At 69.7% G+C, this 26,992-nt stretch carries 24 protein-coding genes; 8 read left to right on the top strand and 16 right to left on the bottom strand.

What is annotated here, in order from left to right:
- Window position 1: 1 nt before the first annotated feature.
- Both VB080_RS09910 and VB080_RS09905 read right to left on the bottom strand, forming a co-directional pair.
- A complete protein-coding gene (locus tag VB080_RS09910) occupies window positions 2-1,093 on the bottom strand; it encodes a hypothetical protein (protein WP_323418279.1) in 1,092 nt (363 codons plus the stop codon).
- A 163-nt stretch (window positions 1,094-1,256) separates the two neighbouring features.
- Window positions 1,257-3,176, bottom strand: coding sequence for an alpha-glucosidase (locus VB080_RS09905; protein WP_323418278.1), 1,920 nt, complete (start codon window positions 3,174-3,176; stop codon window positions 1,257-1,259).
- A gap of 368 nt (window positions 3,177-3,544) precedes the next feature.
- Here VB080_RS09905 and VB080_RS09900 point away from each other — a divergent pair, with 368 nt between their 5' ends.
- Together VB080_RS09900 and VB080_RS09895 are read left to right on the top strand one after the other, a co-directional pair.
- Window positions 3,545-4,981 carry a HAMP domain-containing sensor histidine kinase gene (locus tag VB080_RS09900; RefSeq protein WP_323418277.1) on the top strand — a complete coding sequence of 479 codons (1,437 nt, stop codon included), beginning with the start codon at window positions 3,545-3,547 and terminating at the stop codon, window positions 4,979-4,981.
- Window positions 4,959-5,618, top strand: coding sequence for a response regulator transcription factor (locus VB080_RS09895; RefSeq protein ID WP_323418276.1), 660 nt, complete (start codon window positions 4,959-4,961; stop codon window positions 5,616-5,618). Before VB080_RS09900 ends, VB080_RS09895 begins: the two co-directional genes overlap by 23 nt.
- Before the next feature lie 171 nt (window positions 5,619-5,789).
- Here VB080_RS09895 and VB080_RS09890 read toward each other — a convergent pair whose 3' ends face one another.
- The 4 genes from VB080_RS09890 to VB080_RS09875 all read right to left on the bottom strand — a co-directional run bounded on the left by VB080_RS09890 (window position 5,790) and on the right by VB080_RS09875 (window position 8,914).
- Window positions 5,790-6,191, bottom strand: coding sequence for a hypothetical protein (locus VB080_RS09890; protein WP_323418275.1), 402 nt, complete (start codon window positions 6,189-6,191; stop codon window positions 5,790-5,792).
- 73 nt (window positions 6,192-6,264) lie between these two features.
- Window positions 6,265-7,473, bottom strand: coding sequence for a hypothetical protein (locus tag VB080_RS09885; RefSeq protein WP_323418274.1), 1,209 nt, complete (start codon window positions 7,471-7,473; stop codon window positions 6,265-6,267).
- A 4-nt stretch (window positions 7,474-7,477) separates the two neighbouring features.
- Window positions 7,478-7,948, bottom strand: coding sequence for a hypothetical protein (locus VB080_RS09880; protein ID WP_323418273.1), 471 nt, complete (start codon window positions 7,946-7,948; stop codon window positions 7,478-7,480).
- An 84-nt stretch (window positions 7,949-8,032) separates the two neighbouring features.
- Window positions 8,033-8,914 carry a LysR family transcriptional regulator ArgP gene (locus VB080_RS09875; RefSeq protein WP_323418272.1) on the bottom strand — a complete coding sequence of 294 codons (882 nt, stop codon included), beginning with the start codon at window positions 8,912-8,914 and terminating at the stop codon, window positions 8,033-8,035.
- Window positions 8,915-8,985: 71 nt separating this feature from the next.
- On the opposite strand from VB080_RS09875, the gene VB080_RS09870 reads away from it, so the two are divergent.
- The gene (locus tag VB080_RS09870; RefSeq protein WP_323418271.1) at window positions 8,986-9,714 is read left to right on the top strand and encodes a LysE/ArgO family amino acid transporter; all 729 of its coding nucleotides are present in this window, start codon (window positions 8,986-8,988) and stop codon (window positions 9,712-9,714) included.
- Window positions 9,715-9,795: 81 nt separating this feature from the next.
- Here the strand turns inward: VB080_RS09870 and rbsD are convergent, their stop codons facing one another.
- Window positions 9,796-10,179, bottom strand: coding sequence for a D-ribose pyranase (gene rbsD, locus VB080_RS09865; protein ID WP_323418270.1), 384 nt, complete (start codon window positions 10,177-10,179; stop codon window positions 9,796-9,798).
- An 82-nt stretch (window positions 10,180-10,261) separates the two neighbouring features.
- Here rbsD and VB080_RS09860 point away from each other — a divergent pair, with 82 nt between their 5' ends.
- Entirely contained in the window at window positions 10,262-11,446 is a 1,185-nt protein-coding gene (locus tag VB080_RS09860; protein WP_323418269.1) for a glycosyltransferase 87 family protein, read from the top strand.
- A 12-nt stretch (window positions 11,447-11,458) separates the two neighbouring features.
- On the opposite strand, the gene VB080_RS09855 is transcribed toward VB080_RS09860, so the two are convergent.
- The 5 genes from VB080_RS09855 to VB080_RS09835 all read right to left on the bottom strand — a co-directional run bounded on the left by VB080_RS09855 (window position 11,459) and on the right by VB080_RS09835 (window position 17,675).
- Complete coding sequence (locus VB080_RS09855; RefSeq protein ID WP_323418268.1) at window positions 11,459-12,772, bottom strand: ABC transporter permease; 1,314 nt, start codon at window positions 12,770-12,772, stop codon at window positions 11,459-11,461.
- On the bottom strand, window positions 12,769-13,518 hold the full coding sequence (locus tag VB080_RS09850; protein WP_323418318.1) for an ABC transporter ATP-binding protein: 750 nt from the start codon (window positions 13,516-13,518) through the stop codon (window positions 12,769-12,771). Before VB080_RS09850 ends, VB080_RS09855 begins: the two co-directional genes overlap by 4 nt.
- A gap of 2 nt (window positions 13,519-13,520) precedes the next feature.
- A complete protein-coding gene (locus VB080_RS09845; protein ID WP_323418267.1) occupies window positions 13,521-15,188 on the bottom strand; it encodes a hypothetical protein in 1,668 nt (555 codons plus the stop codon).
- On the bottom strand, window positions 15,188-16,231 hold the full coding sequence (locus tag VB080_RS09840) for a hypothetical protein (RefSeq protein ID WP_323418266.1): 1,044 nt from the start codon (window positions 16,229-16,231) through the stop codon (window positions 15,188-15,190). The genes VB080_RS09845 and VB080_RS09840 overlap by 1 nt, the downstream gene beginning before the upstream one ends.
- 448 nt (window positions 16,232-16,679) lie before the next feature.
- Window positions 16,680-17,675: a hypothetical protein gene (locus tag VB080_RS09835; protein ID WP_323418265.1), complete on the bottom strand. Its 996-nt coding sequence runs from the start codon at window positions 17,673-17,675 to the stop codon at window positions 16,680-16,682.
- A gap of 314 nt (window positions 17,676-17,989) precedes the next feature.
- On the opposite strand from VB080_RS09835, the gene VB080_RS09830 reads away from it, so the two are divergent.
- Window positions 17,990-18,526, top strand: a complete 537-nt coding sequence (locus tag VB080_RS09830; RefSeq protein WP_323418264.1) for a hypothetical protein — start codon at window positions 17,990-17,992, stop codon at window positions 18,524-18,526.
- A 662-nt stretch (window positions 18,527-19,188) separates the two neighbouring features.
- On the opposite strand, the gene VB080_RS09825 is transcribed toward VB080_RS09830, so the two are convergent.
- Both VB080_RS09825 and VB080_RS09820 read right to left on the bottom strand, forming a co-directional pair.
- On the bottom strand, window positions 19,189-20,217 hold the full coding sequence (locus tag VB080_RS09825; RefSeq protein WP_323418263.1) for a hypothetical protein: 1,029 nt from the start codon (window positions 20,215-20,217) through the stop codon (window positions 19,189-19,191).
- A gap of 21 nt (window positions 20,218-20,238) precedes the next feature.
- Window positions 20,239-21,273 carry a hypothetical protein gene (locus VB080_RS09820; RefSeq protein ID WP_323418262.1) on the bottom strand — a complete coding sequence of 345 codons (1,035 nt, stop codon included), beginning with the start codon at window positions 21,271-21,273 and terminating at the stop codon, window positions 20,239-20,241.
- Window positions 21,274-21,571: 298 nt separating this feature from the next.
- On the opposite strand from VB080_RS09820, the gene clpB reads away from it, so the two are divergent.
- Entirely contained in the window at window positions 21,572-24,166 is a 2,595-nt protein-coding gene (gene clpB / locus VB080_RS09815; protein WP_323418261.1) for an ATP-dependent chaperone ClpB, read from the top strand.
- Here the strand turns inward: clpB and VB080_RS09810 are convergent.
- Entirely contained in the window at window positions 24,159-24,662 is a 504-nt protein-coding gene (locus tag VB080_RS09810) for a GNAT family protein (RefSeq protein ID WP_323418260.1), read from the bottom strand. The genes clpB and VB080_RS09810 overlap by 8 nt on opposite strands.
- Before the next feature lie 185 nt (window positions 24,663-24,847).
- A complete protein-coding gene (locus tag VB080_RS09805) occupies window positions 24,848-25,186 on the bottom strand; it encodes a NifB/NifX family molybdenum-iron cluster-binding protein (protein WP_323418259.1) in 339 nt (112 codons plus the stop codon).
- A 392-nt stretch (window positions 25,187-25,578) separates the two neighbouring features.
- Between VB080_RS09805 and VB080_RS09800 the strand changes: the two genes are divergently transcribed.
- Together VB080_RS09800 and VB080_RS09795 are read left to right on the top strand one after the other, a co-directional pair.
- A complete protein-coding gene (locus tag VB080_RS09800; protein ID WP_323418258.1) occupies window positions 25,579-26,232 on the top strand; it encodes a Pr6Pr family membrane protein in 654 nt (217 codons plus the stop codon).
- A partial coding sequence (locus VB080_RS09795) for a fused MFS/spermidine synthase (RefSeq protein WP_323418257.1) occupies window positions 26,229-26,992 on the top strand: 764 nt, incomplete at its 3' end. The genes VB080_RS09800 and VB080_RS09795, both read left to right, overlap by 4 nt.

Genomic DNA, 26,992 nt, shown 5'->3' with positions numbered 1-26,992 from the left:
TTCAGGCGCTGGGGGCGCTGGGCGGATTGCCTGCCGGTGGTTCCTGGGGGCCGGACGATGACTGGTGGCCTGCCTCCGGCGGCACAGCGCCGGATACCGGAGGCTGGTCGGCGACCGGCTGATCGGTGGTCGGCGGCGTCGGTGCCTGCGGGTCGGCTCCGGTGGGCCGAGCCGGCGGAGCGGACGGGTAGTCGCCCGGCCGGGCTGGCAGGTAGCCGCCCGGCTGGGTCTGCGGGTATCCACCTGGCTGGGCTGGCGGGTAGTCATCCGGCTGACCCGGGACGGGTGGCATACCCGGTACGAACGCGGCCTCGGCGGCTGCGCGCTTCTTGCGGCCGCTGCGGCGGACCAGCAGGATGACCGCCACCACGATGGCCGCCACCACTGCCAGCGCACCGATGATCGTGCCGATGAGGTAGCCCAGGTTGTAGGCCAGATCGCGCTTGCCCCCGGTCGGATCCTGGGAGGGGTTCGGGTCCTCGGTCAGGGTGAGGAACTGTGCGGAGTCGACCACCTGCTGGTGGGTCTCCTTCTGGGCATCGGTGAGCGGGCCGGTGTAGGAGTGCAGGGTGATGGAGGTCATCCGGCTGTTGACGATCGTGTAGTACTGCAGATAGTGATCCGCACCGGAGTCCTCGGCGCCGGAGAAGATCGTGTAGAGAACGTCCCCGACCTGGTGGGTGCCGTCGTAGCTGGTCGTGTAGCCCTCGCCGGCCATCTGCTTGACCAGGACGTCGGCCATGCTCGTGAGCATGGCGTCTGTCGCAGTGTTGAGGTTCCACACCCGCTGCTGTGCGGTCGGCTCGACGACGATCACCATGTACTCGTGGCTTCCGTCCTTGGCGACCGCGTCGAGGTAGGCGTTCGCGGTTTCGAGCATCGGTCGCAGCTGGCTCTCGTCCAGCCCGAGTTCCTGCAGTTGTTCGGGATTGCTCTGGATGCCCTCGCGTGTGATCACCGAGAGGTCGGAGGGCAGGGAGAGGCTGAGGTTCGCGTCCTCAAGGGTCCAGGGGGTCAGGTCCGCGGCGAGGGCGCGTGGTGCTGCCAGCAGCAGGCTCAGAGCGACCAGGAGGGTGATGGTCAGTCGTTTCATGGCTTGACCCTACTGGGTGGCGGTCTCAGCGGTGCGGGCCACAGGCCAATGATCCTCGGCCTTGGCCGCCCCGGGCGTGGCCTGCCTCCGGCCGTTGCCGATCGCTCTGGGCGCGGGTCCATGTGCTGCCGTTGTTGCTGAATCCCCTGGGGCGACCTGCGTCCTACCGCCGCTGTTGGACCGCGTCGATCCGCCCCACGATCGTCTCCCAGGGCCCCAGTGTCGGGCCCGCCGGCCGTCCCAGAACGGGCTCGGCCACCAGGCCGTGCCGCGGCCGGCGCCGCGGCCTGCCGGAGAGGTTGGCCTCGATCAGCCAGGCCTCGCCGTCGAGTTCGCGGACGTAGGCCAGGTAGTCCTTGCGTCCCGGCTCGACCGGACGGAAACTGCCGCGGGTCAGCGCCGGGTGCTCCCGGCGCAGCGCGATCAGCTGCCGGTACCAGTGCCAGACCGAATCGGGCTCAGCCTGCTGCTCGGCCGCCGTGAAGCCGGGGGTGTCGTCCCTGCCGGGCAGCCACGCTGTGGGCCCGAAGTCCTGGTCGTCACCCCAGCGGATCGGCACCCGGGCGTGGTCCCGGGCGCCGGCCATGATCTGAGCCCAGGCCGCCTCGGGTGCCGTCCCGGCAACCAGCAGCTCCTGGTAGCGGTTGAGAGACTCGACGTCGCGTAGTTCGTCGAGGCCGGCGAAGGACTGGTTGGTGGCCGCCAACTCCTGGCCCTGGAACAGGAACGGGGTGCCGCGCATGGTGAGCTGCAGGGTGGCCAGCAGTTTGGCGATGGACGTCCGTACCGCCGGGTCGCGCTCGTCCCCGTGGCCCACCTTGCTGAGCATCCGCGGGTTGTCGTGGTTGTCGAGGAAGAGCGCGATCCAGTCGCCCGGGCGCAGCCGCTGCTGCCAGCTCAGCCAGAACCGCTTGAGGTAGTTCAGGTCGTAGCGGTAGTCGTGCCAGCGGGTGCGGCCGGGCAGGTCCAGCACGTCGAAGTTGAACACCAGGTCCAACTCGGCCCGGCTGGTGTTGCTCAGCAGCCGGGCGCCCTCGACGCCGATGCCGGGGGTCTCGCCGACCATCACCGCGACGCTGCCGTCCGGGCGGGTGAAGCCGTCGCGGCGCAATTCCCGCAGATACTCGTCCAGCTGCGGGCCGTAGAAGTAGTGCTCGATGCCGGTGAACTCCATCAACCGTCCGACGAACGGGTTGCCGTCGGGCAGCCCGTCCGGCTTGGAGATGTAGTTGATCACATCCAGCCGGAAGCCGTCGACGCCGCGATCCAGCCACCACCCGACGATGTCGGCCACCTCGTCGCGCACCGCCGGGTTCGACCAGTTGAGGTCCATCTGGTGCGCGGCGAACAGGTGCAGCGCCCAGCGGTCGGCCTCCGGGATCCACCGCCAGGCCGGGCCGGAGAAGAACGAGTCCCAGTTGTTCGGCGGCCGGTCGGGGGCACCCTCGCGCAGGAAGTAGTAGTCGCCGTAGCGTCCGTCCGGGTCGGCGATCGCCTGCTGGAACCAGGCGTGCCGGGCAGAGGTGTGGTTGACCACCAGGTCGAGGATGATCCGCATGCCGCGCTGGTGGCAGCCGGCGACGAGTTCATCGACATCGGTCAGGGTGCCCATCTCGGCCATCACGGCGCGGTAGTCGCTGATGTCGTAGCCCATGTCCTCGTTGGGTGAGGCGAAGATCGGCGACAGCCACAGGCAGTCAACGCCGAGCTCGGCCAGATAGTCCAGCCGGGAGCTGATGCCGCGCAGGTCGCCGATGCCGTCGCCGTTGGCGTCGCAGAAGGAGCGTGGGTAGATCTGGTAGAACACTGCCTCCCGCCACCAGGCCTGGGACGGCTCCCCGTCCGGCACCGGCTCGGTGTGCTGGTTCACCAGGCCGAGCAGGGCGTCCACCAGGCCGGGCCCGGTGAAGCGCCGGGTGAGGCGTTCCAGTGTCGACAGCCGTAGCCCACCGGCCAGCTTGACCAGGGAGCCCGGGGCGCCGCTCTGCAGCAGGATCTTGTCCACGATGTCGCGACCCAGCGGCGTGGCGTAGAGCTCGCGCACCCGGTTGCGCGGGGTCAGCGGGCCTGGACGACTGTTCATCCCCTCACTGTAAGAGCCATCCAGGGACGCGCGATCACCATCGGTGGGGATCGTCGCCCCGGCAAGCGGGGACGTGACCCTGGTGGCGGGTCGGATCGTTGCCCGCTGCGACCGGCCTGTCGCGATCCTGCATGTCGACGGTGCTCGCTGAGGCTTTGGACGCTCCGGTGGACATCGAGACGCAGAATCCCGACACGCTGGTCGAATGCACCTGGCCGGGCGCACCCCCGGTCAGGTGCGTGACAGATCCCACCTGCCGGTGGTCAGGACTTGCCGGGTCCGGTGGTGAGCGCACGGGGTGCCGGCAAACGCGTGAGAGTCCTCTCATGCACTGACGATCGGCGCACAGCGTCCGGCAGACTGGGGGGATGGCGATCTGGACCTCGGCAAGCATCCGGGCGCGCGTGATCGCCGGCGTGATGGTGCTGACCGGACTGGCGCTGCTGCTCTCCGGCGTCCTGATCTACGTGCAGGGCCGGACGAGTACCGAGCAGCGGGTGGCGGCCTCGCTCTCCCGGGCGGCCGACGAGGTGGAGCTGTTGGCGGCCGAGGATGACCCCGCGACCGGCCGGCCGTTCACCAGCCCTGACGCGCTGCTGAAGGTCGCCATGCAGCGGGCCGTCCTGCCGGCCTCAGAGGGTTCGTTCGCGATCGTGGGCGACCAGATCCGCTGGACCGCGCAGGCCGGGGTGAGCCTGCGTCCCGAACAGGACGCCGATCTGGTCGCGGCCATGCTGCCGTTGGCCAGCAGCCCCCAGGTGGTCTCCGGCAGCCTGACCACGCCACTGCGGGAGTACCGCTACATCGTGGTGCCGCTCCGGTTCGCAGCCTCCGGGCAGACCGGGGCGATGGTGCAGGTCGCCGACATCGCCGCCGAGCGGGCCGTGCTGCAGCCGGTCTATCTGACCTACACCCTGGTCGCGCTCGGGTCCTTGCTGCTGGTGGCGATGCTGATCTGGCTGCTCGTCGGACGGCTGCTGCGTCCGGTGAGCTGGATGCGCGAGACCGCCGCGCGGATCACCGAGACCGACATCGGCCAGCGCATCCCGGTCCACGGCAACGACGACCTGTCTGCCCTGGCGGTCACGATCAACGGCATGCTCGACCGGCTGGAGGCCGCGGTCGGCGCCCAGCGCGACCTGCTCGATGACGTCGGCCACGAGTTGCGCACGCCGCTGACCATCGTCCGCGGTCACCTCGAGCTGATGGACACCGGCGACCCGGCCGACGTGGCGGCCACACGCCTGCTGGTGCTCGACGAACTCGACCGGATGCGCCGGCTGACCGACGACCTGCTGACCCTGGCCAAGGCCGAACAACCCGACTTCGTCACGACCGAGTCGACCGACATCGCGCGGCTGACCGACGAGACCCTGGCCAAGGCGTCCGGACTGGGGCGGCGGCACTGGGTGCTGGACGAACTGGCCGACACCGAGGTGGACCTCGACCCGCAGCGGATCGCCCAGGCGTGGCTGCAGCTGGCAGCCAATGCCGTCCAGTACTCGGCGGACGGTTCGACGATCGGCATGGGCAGCTGGCTCGCGGGCGGCGAACTGAGCCTGTGGGTGCGTGACGAGGGCGTGGGCATACCTCCCGACGAGCGCCAGCGCATTCTCGACCGCACGGTGAAGGGACGCTCCGGCAAAGGGACCGGTCTCGGGCTGGCAATCGTGTCATCGATCGCCACCGCCCATGGCGGCCGGGTCGACGTCGACTCCGCGGTGGGCGTCGGCAGCCGGATCTCGATCGTCATCCCCACCACGGCAACAGCGAAGGAGGACGATGAGCCAGATCCTGATCGTTGAGGACGAACCGCGGATCGCGGCCTTCATCGCCAAGGGGCTGAAGGCGGCCGGCTTCGCCACCCTGGTCGAGCCCTCGGGTCACAACGCCGTCAGCCTGGCGATCGGCGGCGAGGCCGACCTGATCGTGCTGGACGTGGGGCTGCCCGACATCGACGGTTTCGAAGTGCTGGCGCGGATCCGTGGTCAGGGGGTCACCACCCCCGTGATCATGCTCACGGCGCGGTCGTCGGTGGCCGACACCGTCGCCGGGCTGCAGTCGGGGGCGGACGACTACATGCCCAAGCCGTTCAGCTTCGAGGAACTGCTGGCCCGGATCCAGCTGCGGTTGCGCACCGACACCGGCGGCGAGTCGGCGATGGTGCTGACCCACCGCACGCTGTCGCTCGACCTGCGTACCCGGCGCGCCTCGGTGGCCGGACGGGAGGTGGACCTCACCGCACGTGAGTTCACCCTGGCGGAGATGTTCCTGCGTAATCCCGGGCATGTGCTCAGCCGTGAGCAACTGCTGTCCGGCGCCTGGGGCTACGACTTCGACCCGGGCTCCAATGTGGTCGACGTCTACGTCCGGTACCTGCGCCGCAAGCTCGGCGCCGACTATTTCGAGACCGTCCGGGGGATGGGCTACCGGCTGGTGTGACGGTATGGGGGACAGCTCCGGCGCCGGACCGGTGACTGCGGGTGGCGGCCGGTGCTGGATGCAGGTCTGGTGCCGGATCGGTGTCGGCTGGTTCGACGCGACCGTCATCGCGCTGCGTGCCGACGCCGACCGGAGGAGGTTGCGGGCAGAGGCTGGACGGGGGGTCTTGGGTCAGTCCCCGGAGTTGGCGCTGACCGGGGAGGGAGGGCTGACCGGGGTGCCTGGGGACTTCGCTGTCACGGGTGACTTCGCGCTCGCCGGGGTTTTCGCCGAGGGAGCGGTCTTCGCGGACACGGTCGTCTGCCGGGGCGGCTGCTTGGTCGAGGAGGCAGTGGGTCCGGTCGTCGGCTTGGCCGTGGTCGGCTCGGCGGACGGACTCGCGGTAGGCGTCATCGACGGCGATGCGCCAGCGGACGGTGGCGGGCTGGTCGGCGCGCTCCCGACGGTGATGGCCGGACGGGGGTCGGCGCTGGCCGGGGTCCCGGCACCCATCGCGGCGATTCCGAGCGCGCAGGCACCGACACCGAGGGTCCCGGACACCGCCCAGGCGACGGCGGACTTCGACAGCACCATGGCGACTCCTTTCGACCCCCTCAGGCTAGGCAGCCCCGATGAGAGGAACCAGCCCAGGCCGATGAGAGTCTTCTCATCGGGGCTGGATTTCCCTGGCGCTTGCCAGCCACTGTTCGGCCAGCGCGAGCCGGACGGCGTCCTGACCGGACTCGGCGCCCGAGACCAGGCTGAGCAGCACGCCGGCCACCCGGGCGCGAAGGTCGGCCGGGTCGACCACCTCCTCGAACCGCCGCTGCCAGGCGTCGACGACCCGGGGGATGCCGCGCCAACCGGTCGGATCCAGCGGCGGCAGGGCGGCGAGGTGGGCCAGGCAGCAGGCCAGGTCGTCCTCGCGCAGCCCGGGGCCGACCGAGTCGATGTCGATGAACTGCCAGTGCTGGCCGTCGGTGAAGAGGTTTGCCTCGTAGAAGTCGCCGTGGGTGGGTACCTCGGGCCCGTGTCGGCCCTCGTCCAGGACGGCCTGGATGCCAGAAACCAGGGCGTCCACCCGAGTGGCGTCGGCGGGCAGTTGCTGCCGGGCGGTGGCGGCGTGGAAGGCGAGGTTGCCGCTCCAGGACGGATGTTTCGGCAGCTCCGCGACCTGCGGCGGCAGCCGGTCGAGCAGGGCGAGCAGGTCGTCCGCGGTGGGCGGGGACGCTGCGTGGTCCTGCCAGGCAACCAGGACACCGGCCAGCGACTCGCCCGCCGCCCGCGAGGACAGCAGGACACCCGGGGCGGGGCGGGCCAGCACCGGGACGGTGAGTCCGGCGCCGGCCAGGAGTTGCTGCCGGGTGGCGAGCCGGTCGTCGTAGCCGGGGCGCATCACCTTGAGGAAGAACTCCTCGCCGTCCACGACGGCCCGCAGTACCGCGCGGCGCAGCGGCCGGTAGCTCAGCAGGTCGAGTTGAAGGCTGCCGGGGGTGGCGGCCCGCGGGTCGGCGGTGGCCAGCCAGGCCAGCACGGTGGCGGGGTCGCAGGCTGGCGCCAGGCCGGGCAGCCGGGGATCGGCCGGATGCCGCCAGACCCGCAGCGTGACACCGTCCCGACTCAGCGTGGCCACCTGGCCGGCGACCTCCGCGGTGGTTGCCAGCAGGTGTTCGGTGGTGGTCTGGCCGGGCCCGGCCTCGAAGGTCACCGTGTAGATCGCGGTGACCTCCGAGCCGGGCCGGTAGTGGAGGTCGTCCAAGTGGGTGGTGAAACCGGGAAGGACTACCTCCGGGTCGCCGGTCAGCGCCACCCGGAGCAGATCGGCCGCCTCGGACGAGGTCAGCAGGTCCGTCTCGCGGGTGAACGTGGCCGTCACGGGGTCAGTCTCCCGAATGTGCCGAGCGGGCGCTAGCCGGGCTCACGGGGCTGGCCGGGGATTTCGGGCTGATCGGAGACTTCGCACTGACCGGAGACTTCGCGCTGACCGGGGACTTCGGGCTGATGGGGCTCTTGGCGGTGACCGGGCTCTTCGGCGTCCGGGCGGACACCGGGGAGTTCGCAGTCACGGCTGTCCGGGCGGTCTGCGGGGTGTTGGCGCTCCGCGCGGACGGTGCAGTGTTCACCGTGACCGTGGGCGCGGCGGTCCCGGTCGGCGCCTGGGTGGCGGTGTCGCTGGTTGACGGCGTGGCCAGGCTGGGAGTGGCGGACGCGCCCGGGGTGCCGAAAGCAGTACTCGCTGGCGCCGGCGTCGGGCTGGTGGTGTCCGCCCAGGCGACGCCGAGGCCGCCGAGAACGCTGAGGCCGAGGGCTCCGGTGACGGCCCAGGCGGCTGTCGAACGGGTGATCTTCATGGTCGTTTCCTTTCCGGGGATCGTGACGACCTCTACGAAACCAACCCCCGATGAGGCGCCAGGGAGAAGCTGATGAGAGTCCTCTCACCTCCCCATCGGGCGCAGCTTCGCCCGCGCTGCGGCGACCACGGCGTCCTCGATCGAGGCCAGCAGGGGGGAGCGGAGCTTCCAGCGCTGCCAGAACAGCGTGACGTCCACCGGGTCGCCCAGGATCGGGACGAACCGGCCGTCGGCCAGCCGCTCGGCGGCCTGGAGTTCGGGAACCAGCGCCCAGCCGAAACCCAACTCCACGGCTGTGGCGAAGTCAGCGGAGGCCGGCACCTGGTGCCGGGGTGGCAGCGCCGGATCCAGCCCGAGGGCCTCCAGGTACCGGGTCTGGACGGTGTCGCGGCGGTCGAAATCGACCAGCGGTGCGGCCTCGGGCGTCGCCCCACCGGAGAACCACCGGGCGGCAAAGCCGGGGGCGGCCACCGGCAGGTAGCGCATCGCTCCGAGCGGACGGACCGAGCACCCGGCCACCGGCCGGTCCTGGGAGGTGACGGCCGCGGTCACCGTCCCGGATTCGAGCAGGCCAGCGGTGAAGTCCTGGTCGTCGCGGTGCAGCTCGAAGACAATGCCGCGGGCGGCCAGCGGGGCGAGTGCCGGCAGGAACCAGGTGGCCAGGCTGTCGGCGTTCACCGCGAGCGGGACGGTGGTGGCGTCCGGCCCGGCCAGCCCCAGGTCGGCGAGTGCGCCGTGCTCGAGGTCGGCCAACTGCCGGGCCAGCCGGGTCACCACCTGGCCGGCCGCGGTGGCCCGGACCGGACGGGAGCGCACCAGCAGCACCCGTCCCAGCCGGGTCTCCAGGGTCTTGATCCGTTGCGAGACCGCCGAGGGGGTGAGACTCAGTTCGTCGGCGGCTGCCTCCAGCGAGCCGGTCCGCAGCACGGCGTCGAAGGTCCGGACCAGGTCGAGCGGTAGTTCCACCTAAGCAATGCTAATGCTGGCTAAGAAACCTGAGCTGTACTTCATTGGCTGGTGGTTCTACGGTCACTGACGTGACCTCCGTCCTTGCCGGCTTGGGCCTCGGCTTCTCCCTGATCATCGCCATTGGCGCGCAGAACATCTTCGTGCTGCGGCAGGGGATCCGCCGCGAGCACGTCGGCCTGGTCGTCGCGATCTGCGCGCTGTCCGACGTGGTGCTGATCGTGGTCGGGATCTCGGGTATCGGAGCGGCCACCGCCGCGCTGCCCTGGCTGGTCGAGGCGGTGCGCTGGCTGGGCGCAGCCTTCCTGGTCTGCTACGGACTGCTGGCCGCCCGGCGGGCCTGGCGTCCCTCCGGGGAGGCGCTGCAGGTGGTGCCGGAGGCCGGCCTGGAGCCGATTGGTGATGCACCGGCCCGGTCTGGTCCGATCGGTGAGGCACAGACCCGGCCCGGTCCGACCGGTGATGCACCGGCCCGGTCCGGGTCGGTCACCGCGACCCGCGCCGGGATCGCGTCCGCCACGGCCGGTGCGGTGGCGCTGAACTGCCTGCTGCTGACCTGGCTCAACCCGCACGTCTATCTCGACACGGTCTTCCTGCTGGGGTCGGTGGGTGCCAGCCACGGCGACCAGCGCTGGCTGTTCGCGGCCGGGGCGATGCTGGCCAGCGTGACCTGGTTCACCTCGCTCGGCTACGGTGCCCGCTTCCTCGGACGCTGGCTGTCCACCGTGAGGGCCTGGCGCATCCTCGACGCCGTCATCGCCGTCGTGATGGTCGCCCTGGGCGTCTCCCTGGTGCTCTGACTCAGCTTGGGGACGGTTCTGATTCGAGTCAGGTGACTCACCTGGGAACCGTCCCCATCAGTCAGTCAGGCTCGTGACGGGTCAGAAGGCCACGCCGCAGTAGAGCGCCACGTTGGCGTAGGGGGTCGCCTCGCCGGTGCGGACGATCAGCGAGGCCCGCGGCAGCATGGTCTTGAGGTCGTCGTGGCTCACCTGTCCCGGGTGCAGGTTCCGCTCGGCCAACCAGCGTTCGACCACCGTGCCCTCGGCCTCGCTGGCCATGGTGCTGCCCTCGACCACGATCTCGGAGAGCAGAGCGTCCAGCACCTGGCCGAAGGAGGGGACGCCGAGTACCAGGGCCAGGTCGACCACCGGGGCATCGGCCGGCAGTGGCATGCCGGCGTCCACGACGAAGACGATCTGCTTGTGACCGAGCTTCGCGATCGCGTAGCTGAGGTCGGCATTGAGGATCCCGTGCTTCTTCATGGGCCTTCCTTCCTGGTGTTGGCCTGAGCGTAGCGTCCCGGTGGCGTCCATTAGGCTTGAACGGATCAGTCGAGAGGAGACGATGGACACCCGGGGTTGGAAGGGCCGGCTCAGCCTGGTGGGCCTGGTGCTGCTGCCGCTGCTGGCCGCCTGCTACGTGGCCGGGACACAGATCACCGGCAGCGTGCTGTGGCCGTGGCACCCCGGGATGATCGATCTCGAGGTCTACCAGCGCACCGGCACCATGCTGCTCGCCGGACAGGACTTCTTCACCGCCGACGGGCTGCCCTGGATCTACCCGCCGTTCGCCGCCCTGCTGACGGTGCCGTGGGCGGTGCTGCCGTTCGAGGTGGCGGCCGTGACGTGGCTGGCGCTGAACGTGGCAGCCCTGGCAGCGGTGCTGTACCGGCTGGGCTTCTCCGGCTGGATGCTGAGCGTGGCGACGACGGTCTGCGTGCTGTTCGTCGAGCCGGTGGCCGAGACTCTCGGCTTCGGCAATCTCGGCATCCTGCTGGTCGCCGCCGTCGTCGTGGACTCGATGCCGGGGCAACGGCTGTTGCGCCGCAGGATCCTCCCCGAGGGGTGGCTCACCGGCGTCGCCACCGCTGTGAAGCTGACGCCGGCCGTGGTGGCCGCGCACAACTTCTTCGCCGGACGGCGGCGCCCCGGCCTGGTCGCCTTCTTCGCCTTCGCCGCGGCGACCCTGGTGGGGTTCGTCACGCTCTGGCAGGCGTCGCTGCACTACTGGGGTGGTCTGCTGACCGGGGACACCGGGATCAACAGCGGCATCGTGTACGCCACCAACCAGTCGGTGCTGGGGGTCTGGAACCGGCTGTTCGGCGAAGCCAGCCGCGGCGGTCTGGCGGTCAGCCTGCTGGTGGTGGTCTGCGGTCTGGTGGTCTCGGTGTCGCTGCATCGGGCCAGCGAGCAGCAGTTGGCGCTGTGCATCGCGGGACTGACCAGCCTGCTGGCCTCCCCGATCTCCTGGTCGCACCACTACGTCTGGATCGTGCCGCTGGGCATCGTGCTGTGGCAGCGTCGGCACCTGCCGCCGTGGCTGCGCTGGTTCGGGCTGGCCTACGTCGCCTGGGGCGTGGTCGCACCGTTCAAGTGGCTGCCGCGCGGCGACAACGTCGAGCTCCGCTACTCGGTGCTGCAGCAGGTGGTGGTCAACATCGGGGTGGTGGCCGGCCTGGTGCTGCTCGGGCTCTGCCTGGCTGCAGCCCGGCAACTGCGCCGGACGCCCCGGATCGCCGCGCGCCTGTGAACGCGGGCGCGGTCAGGCGCTTCGCAACGCCGTGACCGGTTCGATCCGGGATGCCCGGCGGGCCGGGAACCAGCCGGCGACCAGGCCGACGAGCGCGCCCAGCAGGGCGGCTGCCACCGCCAGCAGGGGATCGATGATCGGCGTCCACTGCTGCACCAGCGCGACCCCGACCACGGCGAAGACACCGAGGCTGGCGCCGATCAGACCGCCCAGCAGGCCGATCATCACCGACTCGACCATGAACTGTGAGGCGATCTGCCGACGGGTGGCGCCCAACGCCCGGCGCAGGCCGATCTCGCCGACCCGCTCCATCACGCCGAGCATGGTCACATTGGCGATCCCGAGCCCGCCGACCAGCAGGGCGATCACGCCCAGCACCAGGAAGACGACGTTGACATCGGCCTGGACGTTCGCTCCCAACTCGCTGCGTCCGGCCGGTGCCGAGACCTCGATGTTCTCCGGAGCGTCCGGCGAAAGCGCGATGGCAGCCTGTTCGGCGACCTGTTTCCCGGCACCGACCACGATCTGCACCTGCAGTTCGGAGGCCGCGGTGATCCCGAAGTCCGCCCGTGCGGCGCCGAGCGGGATGATCACGGCGTCCTTCAGGTCGGCGCGGCGCTGCATGTCGTCCGCGATGCCGATCACCGAGTAGGCCAGTCCCGAGATGAAGATGGACGGCTGGCGATCCACCCGGCTCACCCCGAGTTGCTCGGCGAGCCGGGCACCGAGCAGCGCCACGCGGTCGCCGCGCTGGTCGTGGCCGGCGTCGAAGGACCGTCCGGTCACCACCCGGCCCCGGACGGCGTCCAGCAGGCCCGAGGAGGCGGCCACGACGGGTGGCGGTGCCGTGGCAGGGGCCGAGGGGTCGTTCACCGGGACAGCGGTGACAGTGCCACCACGGAGGTCGACGTCGGCGAGCAGGGCGGCGTGCTCGACGCCGGCCAGTCGCTCCACGCGCTGCGGCGAGTCCCAGGGCAGCCGGATCGTCGCCACGCTGTCCCCGCTGCCGGTGCGCGCGGTGGCCGGTTTGATCACCACCTGAGTAGCGGCCACGGCGTCGAACTGCCGCTCGATCTGCCGCGCGGTGGTCTGGGCGAACCCCACGGTGGCGATCAGCGAGCCGATGCCCAGCACGGTGCCCAGGATGGTCACCACCAGGCGTCCGGGCCTCGACCCGATGCCGCTGGTGGCCTCGGCGAGCAGGTCCTGGGCGGTGAACCGGTCGGCCCGGGCAATCGGCGGGACAAGCGGCTCGACCTCGGCCGCACCCGCCTCCTCGGAGGCGGGCTGGGAGGGGCGGTGACGGAAGGGGTTGTGGAGTTTCATGCCGCCTCCGAACACCGGCCGTCGAGAATCCTGATGTGCCGGGAGGCGCGCTGTGCGATAGCGGTGTCGTGGGTGATCACCACGAGGGTCAACCCGTCGGCGTGCAACTCCTCGAACAGCGCCAGTACCTCGCCCGAGGTGGCCTGGTCGAGGTTGCCGGTCGGTTCGTCGGCCAGCAGCAGCTGTGGCCCGCTGACCACCGCCCGCGCCACCGCCACACGTTGCCGCTCGCCGCCCGACAGTGTGGACGGCAGGAAGCCCAGCCGATGGGACAGCCCGACCCGCTCCAGCGCGGCCAGCGCACGCGACTCACGCTCGGCGCGGGGCACGCCGCTGTAGAGCATCGGCATCAGGACGTTGTCCAGCACCGAGCGGTGCTGCATCAGGTGGAAGGACTGGAAGACGAACCCGATCAAGCGGGCCCGGACGGCGGCCCGTTCGTCCTCGGTCAGGTCGCCGGTGTGGGCGCCCGCGAGCCGGTACTGGCCGACCGAGGGCCGGTCCAGCAGGCCGAGGATGTTCAACATCGTCGACTTTCCCGAGCCGCTCGGACCGACGATCGAGACATAGTCTCCCTGGCCGATGGCGAGGTTGACGTCCTTCAGCGCCTGCACCTCCGGAGGCCCGGGAAAGGCCCGGGTGACGTCGACGAACTCGACCAGCGGTACTGGTCCGCCCATCGCGACCGTGGCCGGTGCGCCGGTAGGCGTCGCGTTCGGGCCACCGCCCGCGGGCGGGAGCGGCATGCTCACGTACCCACCACCACGAGGTCGCCCTCGTTCAGCGTCCCCTCCACCGGAGTGACCTCGACGTACCCGTCGGCGGCCAGGCCGGTCTTGACCACCACCAGCGTGGTGGTGGCGTGCTCCTTGTCGCGCGGATCACCGACCACCACCTCGACCCGGGACTCCCCGCCCGGTCCGGCGGTGAGCGCCGCGAAGGGCACTGACAGCACCTTGCCCTCGGTGGCCCCGACCGGTATCTGGACGCGGACGTTGCTGCCCTGGAGTTGCTGGGCCTGCTCGGTGGTGAGCGGATCGGGAGTGAAGGTGATGGTGGCCCGGCCACCTGCCGGGTCGGTCTCGATCTTGGCGATCACGGCACGATGGGGCGTGCCGTCAGGCAGTTCGAAGCTGGCCTCCCCGCCGATCTCCAGCAGTTTGGCATCGGCGTCGGCGGCCGAGCCGGTGAGTTCGATCGTGGCACCCGAGACGCTCATCACCGGCCCGTCGATCAGGCTGCCACGCTGGACGTTCACCACGTCCACCCGGCGGGGCAACTGGGTGAGGTACAGCACCTCGGCGGCCGGCAGGTAGGGACGAGCGGCGTTCTGGGCCGTCGTCAGCTGCTTCTTGGCGTCCGCGAGTTGCTGCTCGGCTGACGTGACGGCGGCCTTGTAGGACGAGGTGTCGACCTTGAGGCCCTCGGTGCGTGCTGCTTTCGCCACCTTCACCTGGCCCTCGGCCGCCTTGACCTGGCCTTTGAGCTCCAGGAGCTCCGAATCCAGGGCGCCGGCCTTCTTCGCCTCCGCCAGCTTGGCCTTGGCCACCTTGACAGCGTTCTGGGCCTGGATCACCGCATTGTTCAACGTCTGACGGGTGGACTTGGTCACCCCGGCGTTCTTCAGGGCCGTCCTGGCGCTGGCGAGCGCCTTCTCGGCGTCCCGAACCGCCTGCCGCGCGGTCGTGACCCCGGCCTTCGCGGTGGCGTCCACCGCCGGGGTGTAGCCGGCGTCGGAGTACAGCGTGCGAAGACCTTCGGCAAGCTCCTTGTCGAACTTGCCGCTCTTGCTGACGTCGATGCCCAGCGCTCTGAGGGCTTTCCTCAACTGGGTGACGTCCGGGCCGGAGGCGCCCATCCGCAGCGTCCGGTAGGACGGGAGTTGGCCCGGCAGCACGAACACCGGACGTCCGGCGATCTCCAGGGCGATCGAACCGGCGTCCAGTTCGTCCCCGACCTCGGGCACGTGCCCGGTGATGACGGCGGCGTCGGCGAGTTCGCTCGCGGTCAGCTTCACCTCGGTGGAGTCGGCATAGCCGACCTGGCCGCGCAGGGTCACGTCATTGCTCAGTTCCCCGTACTCGACCGGGACGGTGATGTAGCCCGGATCCGGGGCTGCGGCGTTCGCGGCGGCGTCAGCGGGGGAGAGGACGAAACGGCCCATCCCGATCCCGGCGATCAGACAGGCCACGGCAACAATCACCGTCACCCAGAGGGCTCGGTTGCCGCGGAACACCCGTCCCCAGCCGCTCACCCGGCTGGTACCCGGCTCACCGGCGGGGGCTTCGGCGGGCGGCTCGGGCGCCGGTGGCCCGGCCGTCGGGCCGGGGGTGGTTTCGGGCGCGAAGAACTCGGGCAGCAGGCTGTCTGCCTCCGTGGAGTCCTGGTCGCGTCTTCGATCAGCTCGGCGTCCCACTACCTACCCTGTCCCTTGCCCTGTCCTGCGCTCGCCTTGAGGGCGTCGAGTTCTTCCTTGTGGTCGGTGATGAACTGCTCCTCCAGCGCGAACTGCGCGCGCAACTGGCGCTGGCGGTAGTCAGTCTTCTCGCGGCAGTCTAGATCGGCGAGCGCAAGCGGAAGCTCCGTCTGGGCGATCTTGGCGAATTCGGGATCCTTGGGAGTGCCGAAGTTCTGGTCGACCTGGCCGTCGGCGGGCTGGTTCTTCTCGTAGTACTCGTTGATCAGGGTGTAGATCGAGTTCTGCGCGTCCTGCTGTTTTGCGAACCCGTCATGACCCGCCTCGGTCATGCACGCCGACCATTCGCCGTCGATCTCGGTGAAGGACGGATCGTTCTGCATGGTCTCGTAGAACTTGTTCAGCGCGTCCATCAACGGCTTGTGGTCGCCCTGGTCGAAGACGTTGTCGCCATAGATCTCGTGCTGGGCGGCGCCCATGCAACCGGCATTCTTCCAGTCGTACTGCGCGGCTTCGCCGTCATCGGTCGGCTGATCGCTGGACTTGCCGTAGAGGGTTTCGTAGTACGCCTGCTGCTCGGCCTGCGGCAGCCCCTCGACATAGACCTGGTTGGGGTCTTTCGGGGGCTCGGTGGCCTGGGGCTGCTCGTCGCGGCCCGGGTAGTCGACCGCGCCGTAGCCGTACTTCGACACCCACTCGCGATCGTCGGGCTTCCAGGGGTTGTCGTCTTCGCTGGTGATCACCACGCCGCCGCTGGTGGTGTTGGGCACGTACTCGAAGCCCTCCTTCGTCATGCAGGTGGCGACGAACTCCTCGACCTTCTTCTGCTGCTCGTTGTAGAAGGCCTCCTGCTCCTCCTTGGTGCCATCGAGCGGGAAGCCGGTCTGGCTGTAGAGGACGCTGAGGTACTTCGACAGCGGCGAGTCCTCCGCCTTGAGCGGTTCGCCGCCCCCGATCGGACCGCCGGAACAGCCGGTGAGGCTGACGGCGAGGGTGAGCGTGGTGAGGGCGGCTACCACGAGGGAACGGCGGGACGTGGACATGGCGTCTTCCTTGGTTGGGAGTTCCTGGATCGGGAGCTTCGCTGTCAACCTACTGTCAGCCAGGGTGCGCCCGCGTCGTCCGGATGGACGAGTGGGTATCCTCCGCTGGACCGAGTTTGCCGACAGCCGGCGCCGGGTGGTTGCCGCCGTCGGGTTGCGCTCATGGTCAGACCTCATCACGGCAGCCTTAAGCGAGCCGGTTCCCAGGCTGAAGAACCGATAAAGAACTGTCCGTGCTGTCACGTCCATGCCTCCATCCCAACCGCTGATCGGGCCGCCCTTCAGCCGAGTGCCCGGACGGCGGCGGGCCGCGAGGGTGGATCCGGCGACGGAGCCGCTGACGCCCCACAGGGGGATCACGCCGCAGGCAGCCATTTTGTTGCAGTGCAGGTGGTGTGGACAGCTGACCCGGTGGCGGCCGTCCTGCCGTGGGACGACCGGGCGGCGACTACGGCTGCGCCTGCTCCGCCCGCGCCTTCATGGCGTCCAGTTCCGCCTGGTGGTCGGCGATGAACTGGGCTTCGGCGGCGAACCGGATCCGCAGTTGCCGTTGGCGGTAGTCGGTCTGCTCGCGGCAGGTGAGGTCGGCCAGGGCCCAGGTGAGCTCCTGCCGGGTGAGTGTGGCGTAGACCGGGTCGCCGGGGGTGCCATAGCTGGGGCTCTGGCCCGCCGGGGGGTTCGCCTGGTAGGCGTCGAGTTGCTCGGCGATCGACTGTCGGGCCTCCGCCTGGGCCCGGAAACCGCTGTAGCCGGCCTGGTCCATGCAGGCCGACCAGTCGGCATCCAGCGCTGCGTAGGCCGGATCATTCTCCTGCGTGGCCCAGAATTTCTGGATCGCGTCGACGATCGGCTGGTTCTCCTTCAACTCCCACTGGTTCTCGCCCTGTACCTGGTGCTGGGCGGCGCCGAAGCAGCCGGCCTTCGTCCAGTCATAGTCCGCGTCGTCGTCCAGGGTGCCCCACAACGCCTTCTGGTAGGCCTGGCGCTCGGCCTCAGTAAGGCTGTCGAGGTAGGCGTCGTTGGCGTTCGCCGACCCGGACGGATCCGGCTTGGGTAGGTTGGCGGGGAGTTGGTACGGGTTCGTGGTCAGCCCGTAGCCGTACTGCTCCACCCAGGCCCGGTCGTCCGGCTGCCAGTTCTCGTCCTCCCCGTCGCCGACCCAGCTGACGTGCTGGCCGGTGTCGGGGACGTAGTCGAAACCCTGCCCGGTCATGCACCGGGCGATCAGTTCCTGCTGCCGGCGCTCCTGGTCGAGGTGGAAGGCCTGTTGCTGCTCGGTGGAGGCGTTGCGGGCCAGGCCGGTGTTCATGACCTCACGGAGGTAGCTGCCCAGCGGGGAATCCGCCTCGGCGAGGGCGTCGTCCTGACTGCCAGCGGTAGCGCTGCAGCCGGCGAGCGCGAGGCTGATCGCGATGCTGACGACGAGCCGGCGTGCCCTGGCCATGATGTCCTCCGTGGCGGTGGATCGGCGATCCTCGTCCAGTGTTCCACCATTCCTGCGGCTGGGGCCGCGGCCGTCCTGCCTCGCCGGGCCGGAATCGCCCTACCGTCCTGGGAAGTCCTGCTGGTCTGCTGTCCAAGAGCGGCATTCGCTACGGGACAGTCTCCTTCGCTGCGATCTTCGGCACGGTCAGGACCCGACCTGGCGTGCTCAGGACTGGGTCTCACGCCGTGAGGTCGCTGTGTCACAGGAGACGACTCGGAGGTCCACAACAGACGCACAGGATCTTCCGGTTTCCTGAGGAGAAGGAGGCAGTGATGACCACGTACGAGAACTACCCGACCCGGAACAGCAGTGCGATCGAGCGGTACCGCTATCTGCTCAGGACGGCATCGCCCGACCAGATCGAGCAGGCCCACCGCGAGGCGTTCGCCCAACTCGACCCGGAGGAGCGCCAGCAGGTGCTGCGCGCGCTCGCGCAGACCGACGAGGTGCCTGCCGACGCATCGCCGAACGCTCTGGCTCGTTCAGCGACCCGACTCGAGGTGCGCCAGCCTGGTGCTCTCGACCGCATTCTCGGCCAGTCCGGCAGCGGACGGACGCTGCTCGGTTCGCTGGCGGCCGGCTTTGCCGGTGCTGCGGTGTTTGACCTGCTGTTCGACCGTCCTGGCGGGTTGTTCGGTCTGTTCGGGGGCCGCAGGTGGTTCGGCGGCTACGGCCCAGGCGGCTTTGGCGGCCCCGGCGGTCTCGGCGGAATCGGGCCAGGTGGTTTCGGTGGACACGGTGGCCCTGGTGGCTTTGGCGGGCCTGGTGGTTTCGGTGGATTCGGAGGACCTGGCGGCCCCGGTCACTGAGGCTGTCGGACGGGCGGGCGTGGGCCAGCCGCCCCGGACCGGCCCACGCCCGCCGAACAACGCCGCGCAGTGACTACACCCCGGCCGACCGGAACTCGAACTCGACGGGGACGGCCGGGTCAACGCTGGTGACAATGCTGGTGTGGAAGGCCTTCGCCTGGTCCTTCCGGAGGTTGCACACTCCAACTCTCGCGCGCCCTGACTCCGAGTTTGTCTACCGAAGTCAGTGCACAAACTCGGAGTCAAGCCGGGTGCGAGGAGCGGCATCGATCCCGGCCTGCGCAGAGGTCGGTGGCCTTCACCGCGTCGGCATCTGTGGATGGCTCGGTGACCGGGCCACGAGGGGTGAGGATGCCCGAGGCGATGTTCCAGTCGGCCCTGGCAGCCCGGAGTTTCTGGGCGACTTCGGACAGGTTGACTGCCGAACAGGCTGCCCCGGACTCGATCCCACCCTCAACGATGTCGCCTCCCGGCTCGTTCAGCGGAAGGCCAGTACCGCAGGGGCGTCGTGCAGAAACCGGGCAGTACAGCCGAGGCGAGTGGATTATCCCGACGGGTGAACTCTCCTGCCCGGTTTCTGCGCGGAACCGGAGGGTGCGGAGCCGGAGGGTGCCGAGCCGGAGGGTGCCGAGCCGGAGAGGTGGGCTGGGTGGTGGGGCGGGCTACCTTCCCTGCCGGAACCTCTCCACCGCGGCGTCGAGTTCGGCCTTGTGGTCATCGATGAACTGTTGTTCGAGGGCGTACTGGATCTGCTGGTGTTGCTGCTGGTAGGCGGTCTTCTCGCGACAGTCGAGGTCGGCCAGCGCCAGCGGGATCTCCATCGACCTGGCGAGCTTGACGTAGTCGGGATCCCTGGCGGTGCCGAAGTCGGGGTTCGAGCCGTCGTCGTTCTCGTTGTAGGTGTTCATCACATCGAAGACCGAGGCGCGGGCTTCCTGCTGCTTCTGGAAGCCGCTGTAGCCGGCCTGGTTCATGCAGGAGGCCCAGGCGGCGTCGAGCGCGGCGTAGCCGGGGTCGGACGGCGAGGTCTCCTCGAACCGCGCGATCGCGTCGGCCAACTGGTTGAACTCGCCGCTCTCCTCCAGACTCTCGCCGTCGAGTTCGTGCCCGGCCCAGCCCTGGCAGCCCTGGCCCTTCCAGGTGTACTCGTCCTCGCCGTCCGCGTCCGGCGTTGGACCGGCGCCCCACAGCGCCTTGTCGTACGCCGCTCGTTCGGCGTCCGACAGTGAGGAGAGGTAGGGCTGGTTGGGGTCGGGCCCGATCGGCCGTTCCTCGGTCGGCTCGCCCGGGCCGTCGATCAGGCCATAGCCGTAGGCCGCCACCCAGTCCCGGTCGTCCGGTTCGACGCGGATGCCGTCCGATCCGCCGACCTCCTGGGTGGTGCGGGTGTCCGGGGCATACTCGAAACCGGCCTTGGACATGCACTGGGCGACCAGTTCCTCGGTCTTCCGCTGGACCTGCGCGTTGTAGGCCCTCTGCTCGGCCGGCGTGCCCTCCTCCGGAAAGCCCGCGAACCTGCCATGTCCGCCGGCGTGAATCGCGGCCAGGTAGGTGTCCAGCGGAGACCTACCCTCGGCTGGCTTCTCCTCGGCCTGTCCCGAGCAGCCCGCGAGGGTGGCGAAGCCCAGGGCCAGCGTGGCGAGCACGGCCGCCAGACGACGGGCCTTCGGCAGGGATTGTTTCGTGGTCACTGGGCTGACTGCTTCCCTGGGCTATCTGCCCGTTCCGAACTTCTCCAGGGCGGCGTCGAGTTCGACCTTGTGATCGTCGACGAACTGCTGTTCGAGCGCGTACTGGACCTGCAGGTGTCGCTGCTTGTAGGTGGTCTTCTCCCGGCAGTCCAGATCGGCCAGCGCGAGTGGAACCTCGGTCTCGGCGATCTTCGCGTAGCCGGGATCCTTCGCAGTGCCGAAGTCCTCGCCGGCATCGTCGGGCTGGTTGCTGGTGTAGTCGTTCATCAGCGTGAAGATCGACTCCTGGGCCTCGGACTGTCTGCGGAAGCCGCTGTGGCCGGCCTGATCCATGCAGGCGGCCCACTCGGCATCGATCGCGGCGTACCCCGGTTCGGACGCCGAGGTCTCCCAGAACCGGTTGATCGCGTCGGTCAGGGACGTGAACTCGCTGCTGGCCCAGAAGTCGTCCCCGTTGGCCTCGTGCTCGGCCCAGCCCGTGCAACCGGAGTCCTGCCAGTTGTACGGGTCCACGCTGCCGTCCTCGCCCGGCTCGGAGCCGGCGCCGCTGAGGGCCTTGTCGTAGGCCTCACGTTCGGTCTGCGACAGTGACGACACGTAGGCCTCGTTGGGGCCCGGCCCGGGTGGGGTCGGCGGTGGTTTGGCAGCCTCGGCCTCCTGGCCGGGGCTGTGGATCAGGCCGTAGCCGTACCTGGCCACCCACTCCCGGTTGTCCGGCTCCCAGGGACCGTCTTCCCCGAGCTGGCTGACGCTGACGATCGTCGAGACTGTGTCGGGGGTGTAGTCCCAGCCCTGTTTGGCCATGCACTGCGCGGTCAGGTTCTCGGTCTCCCGCAGCTTCTGCTCCACGAAGGCCTGCTGCTCGGACGGGCCGCCGTCCACCGGGAAGTCGGCGTAGCCCGCGGCGGGGATCGCCGACAGGTAGGCGTTCAGCGGGGACTCCGGCTCGATGAGCGTGTCGCTGCTCTGTCCGGCGCAGGCCGAGAGGGCAAGCGTGAGCGTGGCGAGGAGGGCTGTCAGCCGGCGAGCTCTCGGCGCAGTCTGGTTGTCGGTCACAGGCGACTGCTTCCTTGCATGGATCCAACGCCATGGTAGGACGGTCGGTGGCCTGGTAGCGGCAGCGCGGCAGTTCTTCAGGGCGATGCTGATTCTCGACGGCTCCAACCCGCCGAGTTGGGGCGACGCCAGGACGCCGGGTTCGACCTGCTCAACCGGTGTCGCGGTGCGGTGATCCAGGTTTCGTCCCGGGGAAGCCCGCTGGAATAGCCGAGGCGGTAGACTAGTTGAGTCTAGTGAACTCAACTTTGAGCCCAACCCACCGTGGGTATGGGTTGACAAGGAGAAACACTTACCTATGGATACTGCCAAGCTGACTGCCAGGTCGCGTGACGCCGTGACGGCCGCCGTCCGGACGGCACTCACCAACGGCAACCCGAATGCCGAACCCGCCCATCTGCTGCACGCCCTGCTGATGGTGCCCGAGAACACCGTCGGCCCGTTGCTGACCGCGGCCGGCGCCGACCCCGCGGTGGTGGACGCCGCCGCCCAGGGCGCGATCAAGAAACTGCCCAGTGCCCAGGGCTCGTCGGTGAGCCAGCCGGGGATGTCGGGTGCGCTGGCCCGGGTGATCGCCGACGCCGAGAACCGCGCCGAACAGTTGGGCGACTCGTTCGTCGCCACCGAACACCTGCTGATCGCATTGGCGTCCGTCCCGAGCGAGGCACAGAAGATCTTGGCCGACCTGGGCGTTCGCGCAGACGCGCTGTCGGCCGCCTTCAACGAGTCCCGGGGCAGCAAGCGGATCACCTCCGACCAGGATGAGGGCGGCGAGTCCGCGCTCGACAAGTACTCGGTTGACCTCACCGCACGCGCCCGTGAGGGCAAGCTCGACCCGGTGATCGGCCGGGACGCCGAGATTCGCCGCGTGGTGCAGGTGCTGGCCCGGCGGACGAAGAACAACCCCGTCCTGATCGGCGAGCCCGGCGTCGGCAAGACCGCCGTCGTCGAGGGCCTGGCCCAGCGGGTGGTTGCCGGTGACGTCCCCGACTCCCTGAGGGGACGCCGGGTGGTCTCTCTCGACCTGGCGTCCATGGTCGCCGGCGCGAAGTACCGCGGCGAGTTCGAGGAGCGGCTCAAGGCCGTCCTGAATGAGATCAAGGACGCCGAGGGCCAGATCATCACCTTCATCGACGAACTGCACACCGTCGTCGGTGCCGGTGCGACCGGGGACTCGTCCATGGACGCCGGCAACATGCTCAAGCCGATGCTGGCCCGTGGTGAGTTGCGGATGATCGGTGCCACCACGCTGGACGAGTACCGCGAGCGGATCGAGAAGGACCCGGCGCTGGAGCGCCGGTTCCAGCAGGTCTTCGTCGGCGAGCCGAGCGTTGAGGACACGATCGCCATCCTGCGCGGCCTGCGGCAGCGCTACGAGGCGCACCACAAGGTGCGGATCACCGACTCGGCGCTGGTCGCGGCCGCCACCTTGTCGAACCGCTACATCACCTCCCGGCAGTTGCCCGACAAGGCGATCGACCTGATCGACGAGTCGGCCTCCCGGCTGCGGATGGAGATCGACTCCTCCCCGGAGGAGATCGACCAGTTGCGCCGTGACATCGACCGGATGACCATGCAGGCCTTCGCCCTGGAGAAGGAGCAGGACGCTGCTTCTCGCGACCGCTACGCCCGGCTGAGCGCCGAGCTGGCCGACGCCAAGGAGGAACTGCGGGGCCTGGAGGCCCGCTGGGAGGCCGAGAAGTCCGGCCTGAATCGGGTCGGAGAGGTCAAGGAGCAGATCGACAAGCTGCGGATCGAGGCCGACCGCGCCCAGCGCGAGGGCGACCTGACCAGGGCGTCCGAGATCCTCTACGGCCGGATTCCCGGCCTGGAGGCCGAACTGGAGAGCGCCACCGAGGCGGAGAAGAACGCCAAGCGGATGGTCAGCGAGGAGGTCTCGGCCAGCGACATCGCCGAGGTGGTCGCGAGCTGGACCGGCATCCCGGTCGGCAAGCTGCTGCAGGGCGAGAGCGAGAAGCTGCTGGCGATGGAGGACGCCCTGGGCAAGCGCTTGGTCGGCCAGCGTCCGGCAGTGGCGGCGGTGTCGGACGCGGTGCGCCGCTCCCGGGCCGGCATCTCCGACCCGAACCGGCCCACCGGCTCGTTCCTCTTCCTGGGCCCGACCGGCGTCGGCAAGACCGAGCTGGCCAAATCGCTGGCAGCTTTCCTGTTCGACGACGAGCGCGCCATGGTGCGGATCGACATGAGCGAGTACGGCGAGAAGCACACCGTCTCGCGGCTGGTCGGTGCACCCCCCGGCTACATTGGCTATGAAGAAGGTGGCCAGTTGACCGAGGCCGTGCGGCGGCGTCCCTACTCGGTCGTGCTGCTGGACGAGGTCGAGAAGGCCCACCCGGACGTCTTCAACATCCTGCTGCAGGTACTCGACGACGGCCGGCTGACTGACGGTCAGGGCCGGACAGTCGACTTCCGCAATGTGATCCTGATCATGACCAGCAACCTCGGGTCGCAGTTCATGGCCGACACCCAGCTCGACGCCGACACCAAGAACAAGGCGGTGATGGGGGTGGTGCGGCAGTCGTTCAAGCCGGAGTTCCTGAACCGGCTGGACGAGATCGTGATCTTCGAACCGCTGGGCACCGAGGCGCTGTCGCGGATCGTCGACATCCAGCTCGCCCGGCTGAACGCCCGGCTGGCGGATCGCCGCATCACGATCGAGGTCTCCCCGGCGGGCCGGGACTGGCTGGCTCTCACCGGTTTCGACCCGGTGTACGGCGCCCGTCCGCTGAAGCGGCTGGTACAGACGACCGTGGAGGACGCCCTGGCCAAGCGGGTGCTGGCCGGCGACATCGACGACGGTGACACCGTGGTGTTCGACGTCAACACCGACAGTTCCGGCCTGGAGGTGGTCGAGGCCGCCCGGGTCAGCTGAGCCCCGGGCGGACCCGGTTCAGGTCGATGGCCTGCCACTGCTCGCCGTCGACCTGAACCTCTCTGGTCTCCCCGGTGGGGGTGAACCCGAGTCGCTCGTAGAGCCCGCGCGCGACAGCGTTGTGGGTGAACACGCCGAGTTCGGTCGCCTCCACCCCCGGGTCGGCGTCCGCACGTGCCAGGAGAGCTTCCAGCAGGGCCCGTCCCCAGCCCTCGCCGCGGCGGGACGGATCGACGATCACCCGGCCGATACGGAGCACCCGTCCGTTCTCTTTGACGAGGAAGGCGGCGCTGGCGACCACCCGTCCGGCTGCGTCGGTGAGGACCAGTACCTCGCGCGTCGGCTCGGAGTCCAGTTCGAGCAGCGCTTCTGCAGTGAGCGGCCAGGGCAGCAGCGGCCCGCCCATCAGCGTCGCATCGGCGCGAGACCCGACCCAGCCGGCGATCACCGCCGCCGCCTGTGGGGTCAGTGCGCTCAGCGTCGCCCCGTTACCCATTCCCGCCCTCGTTCGTCCTGGTGGACGGGGGCCAGCCCGGGTCCACCCACGAGCCGCCCGACCCTGCCAGCCCGCCGGTCGAGCCGGTCGCGACCATCACCGTCCAGCCCCCGCCGGTCGATCCCTGCGGTCGAGCCTGTCCAACCTCTGCCCGAGGACTCCGCCGGGCTGGGTTGGTCGGCGCCTCACTCCTCGGCCCGGCGCAGCGCGGCCAGGATGGACGTCTGCGCGTCCCCCGGGCTGGCCTGCAGGATCGGGACGCCCATCGTGGTGAGCATCCGGAACATCCCGGCACCGACGTGGTCGACCACCACGGCCGCAATGCCTTGGTTCTGCAGGAACCGGACCACCCGGGCGTGATGTGAGCCCTCGGTGCCCTCGTCGTGGAGGACGTCCCAGCCCACCTCATGGATTTCCCAGGCGGTGATGGCGCCGTCGGTCACCTCGGCGACCCCGATCCAGTGGGCCTTGCCCCAGGCGTGGGCGGCGTTTCCGTCGGGGGTGACGGGTGTGGCGACGATCATCGTGACTCCTTGCAGCTGGACCCCTGCATCGTAGGCCGTGAGGCGAATCCAGCCTGATCCGGTCTGGTCTGTCCCGATTCGTGACCCTGGCTGCGGTCTGAAGCTCTGAGGCCGTCTCAGACCCCAGGCGGAGGACCGAGGATCGACGGTGTGCTTGGGTGCCGCCTTGAGCTCTCAGGCCCTCGGCGCGCGGGTGCCCACGATGCTCACCGGCCGGACGGGCCAGCCAGTACGGACCGCCCTGATCCGCACAGGTGAGTCCGCCTGGTACCGGCGCCGGGTGCGCGGCCGGGGAGGGCGACCATGGCGTTCTTCCCGTGGTGCACCGACATCGCCGGTCAGCGCGGACAGGGCCCCACGATAGGCTGCCCAGCAACCTGCAGGGAGGGCTCATGGTCTGGGCACGCGCCATGATGGCCATCGCGATCATGGCGGCGCTGGCCACGCAGTTCGCCACGACGGTCACGGGCGCGGCAGCCGGCGGACGCGACGTCGCCACCACGGTGGTGAACTTCTTCAGCTTCTTCACGGTGCTTTCGAACGTGCTGGCCGTCGTCGTGCTGGTCGCAGCGGCCTGGATGACGGCGCGCGATCGGCGAGCGGCCGAGGAATCGGCGGGCCTCGCTTTCGCTCTCGCCGCCGCAGCGACCTACCTGATCGTTACCGGTGTGGTCTACAACCTGCTGCTGCGCGGAGTGGAACTCCCGCAGGGCCACACCGTCCCCTGGTCGAACGAAGTGCTCCACGTCGTGGCGCCGCTGTTCCTGCTGGTTGACGTCCTGGCCGGGCCGAGACGGCGGCCGCTCGGCTGGGGCACGATCGCTGGCATCCTGGTGTTCCCCCTGATCTGGACTGGCTACACCCTCGTCCGCGGGCCACTGATCACCAGTCCGCTGACCGGTGATCCGTGGTGGTATCCCTATCCCTTCCTCGACCCGCACCTGGTGCCGGGCGGCTACCTGGGGGTGGCCGGCTATGTCGCCGCCATCGCGGCCGCGATCGGTGCCGTGGCCACGTTCGTGGTGTGGTGGGGGCGGCGGCAGTGAGCGAGATCGTTCCCGACCACGTCCATCCGGCGGCCTTCGTGGTGCGCACCGGAGTGACCGAGCAGTCCTGGGTGGATCTGCGCGATCCGCTGCGACTGGAGTTCGAGTACACCCAGCGGATCGCCGAGGTGCTGGATGCCTTTGTCCTGAACCGGCCGGAGTCGCAGCGGGTGCGGGTGGTGCATCTCGGCGGCGGCGGGCTGAGCCTGCCACGGTTCGTGGAGGCCCGCCGTCCACATACTGCGCAGATCGTCCTCGAACCGGACTCCGACCTGGTCGGGCAGGTGCGGGCACGGTTGCCGTTGCCGCGGGGGAGCGGCATCAAGATTCGGGAGACCGATGGTCGCAGCGGGGTAGCTGCGATGCCGTCCGACTACGCCGATGCGGTGATCGTGGACGCCTTCACCGGCTCCCAGGTACCGGGCGAGTTGGCAACCGTCGAGTTCTTCGCCGATACCGCGCGGGTGCTGCGCGAGGGCGGCGTGGTGACGATGAACCTGGGGGACCGGGCGCCGTTCAGTTGGGCGCGGCGCTGCCTCGCGGCGTTCGTGACCAGCTTCCGTTACGCCGCGCTGAGCGCCGAGGTGCCGGTCTGGAAGGGGCGTCGCTACGGCAACCTGGTGGCTGCCGGCGCGCTGCGTCCGCTGCCGCTGCCCAGGCTGGAACGTGCCCTGGCCGGCGCCGCGTTCCCGTACCGTCTGCTGTCCGGTGGCGCCCTGGATGCCTGGATCGGCGGCGTCCCCGCCTTCACCGACGACAC

Origin of the sequence: Propionicimonas sp., from assembly GCF_034927565.1 — a bacterium.
Taxonomy (GTDB): Bacteria; Actinomycetota; Actinomycetes; order Propionibacteriales; family Propionibacteriaceae; genus Propionicimonas.
The sequence above is the reverse complement of the archived record's forward strand: the minus strand, read 5'-3'. Positions and strand labels throughout refer to the sequence as shown.